This is a genomic window from Nonomuraea lactucae (genome assembly GCF_003313395.1).
Lineage (GTDB): Bacteria > Actinomycetota > Actinomycetes > Streptosporangiales > Streptosporangiaceae > Nonomuraea > Nonomuraea lactucae.
Genome location: NZ_QNFZ01000738.1, coordinates 1 through 3,944 on the forward strand (window position 1 = coordinate 1; position 3,944 = coordinate 3,944).

The window sequence follows — 3,944 nt, forward strand, 5'->3', positions numbered from 1 at the left end:
CTCCCGCGCGAGGTCCTCGGCCGCCCGCACCACCCGCATGCCGCGCCCGCCCCCGCCCGCGGACGCCTTCACCAGCACGGGGAGGTCCCAGCCCGCCGGCAGGCCCGCGCCCGGCGCCTCCTGCAGCTCCAGCGAGGGGAGCACGGGCACCCCGGCCTCGGCCATCAGCCGCTTCGCCCCGATCTTCGACCCCATGGCCGCGATGGCCTCCGGCGGCGGCCCGACCCAGACCAGGCCCGCCTCCAGCACGGCTCGCGCGAAGTCCGCGTTCTCCGACAGGAAGCCGTATCCAGGGTGCACCGCGTCCGCCCCCGACGCCCGACAGGCCTCGAGCACCCGTCCGGCGGCCAGGTAGGTGTCGGAGGGGCGCACGCCGCTCAGCCGCACCGCCTGGTCGGCCTCGGCCGTGTGCGGCGCGCGGGCGTCCGCGTCCGAGAAGACCGCCACGGTCTCGATCCCGAGCGCCCGGCAGGTCCGGAAGATCCGCCGCGCGATCTCCCCGCGGTTCGCCACCAGCAAGCGCGTGATCATGGCCGGAACACCCCGTATCCCGCCGGCTCGGGCACCGGCGCGCTGTTGATCGCCGACAGGCAGAGCCCCAGCACCGTCCGGGTGTCGCGCGGGTCGATCACCCCGTCGTCGTACAGCCGCCCCGACAGGAAGAACGGCAGCGACTCCGCCTCGATCTGCGCCTCCACCATCGCCCTCATCGCCGCGTCGGCCTCCTCGTCGTACACCTGACCGCGCGCCCGCGCCGAGGCGCGGCCCACGATCGACAGCACCCCGGCGAGCTGCGCCGGCCCCATCACCGCCGACTTCGCGCTCGGCCAGCTGAACAGGAACCGCGGATCGTACGCCCGGCCGCACATCCCGTAGTTGCCCGCGCCGTACGAGGCCCCCATCACCACGGTCAGGTGCGGCACCGTCGAGTTGGACACTGCGTTGATCATCATCGCGCCGTGCTTGATGATGCCGCCCTGCTCGTACTCCTTGCCGACCATGTAGCCGGTCGTGTTCTGCAGGAACAGCAGCGGGGTGCGCGACTGGTTCGCGAGCTGGATGAACTGCACGGCCTTCTGCGACTCCTCGCTGAACAGCACGCCCCGCGCGTTGGCCAGGATGCCGACCGGATGGCCGTGCAGCCACGCCCACCCGGTCACCAGCGACGCGCCGTAGAGCGGCTTGAACTCCTCGAACTCGCTGCCGTCCACGATCCGCGCGATCACCTCGCGGGGGTCGAACGGGATCTTCAGGTCCTCCGGCACGATCCCGAGCAGCTCCTCGGACGGATACGCGGGCTCGCGCACGGGCCGCGGCCCGGCGCCCAGCTTGCGCCAGTTGAGCGAGCGGACGATCCGCCGCCCGATCCGCAGCGCGTCGTGCTCGTCCAGCGCCAGGTAGTCGGCCAGGCCGCTGGTGCGCGCGTGCATCTCGGCCCCGCCGAGCGACTCGTCGTCGGACTCCTCGCCGGTCGCCATCCTCACCAGCGGCGGCCCGCCGAGGAACACCTTGGCCCGCTCGCGCACCATCACCACGTAGTCGCTCATGCCGGGCACGTACGCGCCGCCCGCCGTGGAGTTGCCGAAGACGAGCGCGACCGTGGGCACGCCCGCGGCGGACAGCCGCGTCAGGTCGCGGAACACCCGGCCGCCCGGGATGAAGATCTCCTTCTGCGTCGGCAGGTCGGCCCCGCCGCTCTCCACCAGATTGACGTACGGCAGGCGGTTCTCGAGCGCGATGTCGGAGGCCCTGAGCGTCTTCCTGAGCGTCCACGGGTTGGAGGCGCCGCCCCGGACCGTGGGGTCGTTCGCGGAGATCACGCACTCGACGCCCTCGATCACCCCGATCCCCGTCACCACGCTCGCGCCCACCGGGAAGTCGCTGCCCCAGGCGGCCAGCGGCGACAGCTCCAGGAACGGCGAGTCGGGGTCGAGGAGCAGCTCGATCCGCTCCCTGGCGAGCAGCTTGCCGCGGGCGCGGTGCCGCTCGACGTACTTCTCGCCGCCACCCGCGACCGCCTTGGCGTGCTCGGCCTCCAGCTCGGCCAGTTTGCCGAGCATCGCCGCGCGCCGCTGGAGATGCTCGGGCGCGGCCGGATCCAGCCTGCTCGTGATCACCGGACCTCCTCAGAAGTTGACGCGGGCGTCAATCCGATGGCCCGCGCCCAGAGCCTCGTCAGCAGGTCGACGGCGGTCCGCTCGTCGGCCCGCTCGCCCAGGTCGAGCCAGACGTGGGCGAATTGCTCCACCATGCCGCCGAGCATGATCGCGGTCAGCCTCGGGTCGAGCGCCGGATCGGCCAGCCCCTGCTCCTGCAGCCGCCGCAGCCCTTCCGCGCCCCGCCGCACGAACGCCTCGCGCAGCTCCAGAAGCAGGTCGCGGAAGCCCTCCTCGGCCGTCGCGGCCCGCTCCAGCATCCGGATCAGCCGCGAGTTCGCGGCCCAGGCCCGCAGGTAGAGCCGGTTGGCCGCCTCGATGCGCGCGTAGGGGTCGTCGGGCACGGCCGGCCCCACGACGCTCGCGGTGAACATCTCGCCCACCACAGCCGCGGCGACCTCGCGGAACAGCGCCTCCTTGGAGTCGAAGTAGGTGTAGAAGGTGCCGTGCGACACCCCGGCGCGGGCGCAGACGTCGTCGACGCGCACGGCCTCGTACCCGTGCTCGTCGAACGCCTCCCTCCCGGCCTGCGCCAGCGCGGCCCTGGTCCGCCGCCCCCGCGCGGTCAGCGCGTCCCTCGCCGGCCGTTCCACGGCCCGGCCGAGCTCATCTGACTTGACGATCACGTCAACTAGCGTATCCCGGCCGTCCCGGAAAGCGGAAGGCCCTCCGCGACCTGCTGGTCGCGGAGGGCCTCGCGTGGACGATGGTGCGCCGGTCAGCCGCAGTGGCTCCAGCCGGACTTCCACGTCGTGGTGCCCCAGGAGCCGCCCCAGATGACGCACTTCTTCACGGCCGCCAGCCGGACCGGACCGGCGTACGCGGTGAACCTGCCCGCGTTGCCGCCGCTGGCGCCGCCCTTGACCTGGAGGACGGCGTTCATCTGGACCCTGCCCGGATGCACCAGCCTCGACATGGTCACCACGCAGTTCCTGCCCGCGCCGGTGCTGTAGAGGAGGTAGACGGTCGCGTTGCCGCCCAGCGCGTGGCTGTCGACCACCTTGTAGCCCGCGCCGCACACCTGCGTGGCCGTGTACGGGTTCGGCTTCGGCGCCGGGGTCGGCTTCACGGTCGGCTTGGAGGTGGGCCTGGGCGTGGTCCTCTTCGAGCCCGAGGAGATCTCCACGGCCGGCTCCGGCGAGGGCTCGCCCGCGGGGTCGGCATCCGGGTCCACCCTGTCGTCTGGCTTGGCCGATCTGCTGGGCTTGGGCTCCGGCCTGCGGGTCGAGGGCTTGTCCGTGGGCTTGTCCGTGGGCTCCTTCTCGCTCTCCGTCTTGGGCTTCGCGGTGGCGGGGACCGGGATCTGGTTCGTCTGCGGCTCGTTCTGGAGGGGCAGGCCCTGCTCCTTCCCGGGCCCCTTGGTCGGCCCTACTTCCTCCAGTTCGGGCGTGGGCAGGGAGTCCGCGCTCGGGAGGGTGGTCGGCTCCATCGTCAGATCTATCACCGGCGGGTCCACGGCCTGGCCGGAGCCGTCTCCCTGGGCGCTCGCCTGGGAGGCGTTGCCCACCTGCCGTAAGACCTGCGGCTTGCCGCCGTTGCCGCTGAGCACGACGGCGCCGGTCACCACGAGCAGAGCGGCGGCGGCCGCCCCGGACAGGGCGAAGGTCAGCGTACGGCGCTGCCTGGCCGCCGCCGCGTCACCGCCCCCACCCGGTCCCGGCCGGTTCCCGCCCGGACCATGGCCTCCCCCGGGCTTCTGGTCTCCCGCGGCCGGCCGGCCGGGGGCGTTAGGGCCGTGGGGGTTCAGGCCAGGGGCGCTGGGGCCGGGGGCGTTCAGGCCAGGGGTGC

3 protein-coding genes and 1 pseudogene are annotated in these 3,944 nt (G+C 73.2%); all 4 read right to left on the reverse strand.

Going from position 1 to position 3,944, the window contains the following annotated elements:
* The coding region (locus DQW85_RS26365; RefSeq protein WP_275888262.1) for a biotin carboxylase N-terminal domain-containing protein at nt 1-531 on the reverse strand (531 nt) is incomplete at its 3' end.
* Nucleotides 528-2,060 (reverse strand): acyl-CoA carboxylase subunit beta, encoded by a 1,533-nt coding sequence (locus tag DQW85_RS26370; protein ID WP_113702634.1) that lies wholly within the window; start codon nt 2,058-2,060, stop codon nt 528-530. The genes DQW85_RS26365 and DQW85_RS26370, both read right to left, overlap by 4 nt.
* A 53-nt stretch (nt 2,061-2,113) precedes the next feature.
* The gene (locus tag DQW85_RS26375; protein ID WP_205315423.1) at nt 2,114-2,782 is read right to left on the reverse strand and encodes a TetR/AcrR family transcriptional regulator; all 669 of its coding nucleotides are present in this window, start codon (nt 2,780-2,782) and stop codon (nt 2,114-2,116) included.
* A 92-nt stretch (nt 2,783-2,874) separates the two neighbouring features.
* Nucleotides 2,875-3,944: pseudogene (locus DQW85_RS46060) on the reverse strand (hypothetical protein); the annotation flags it as partial.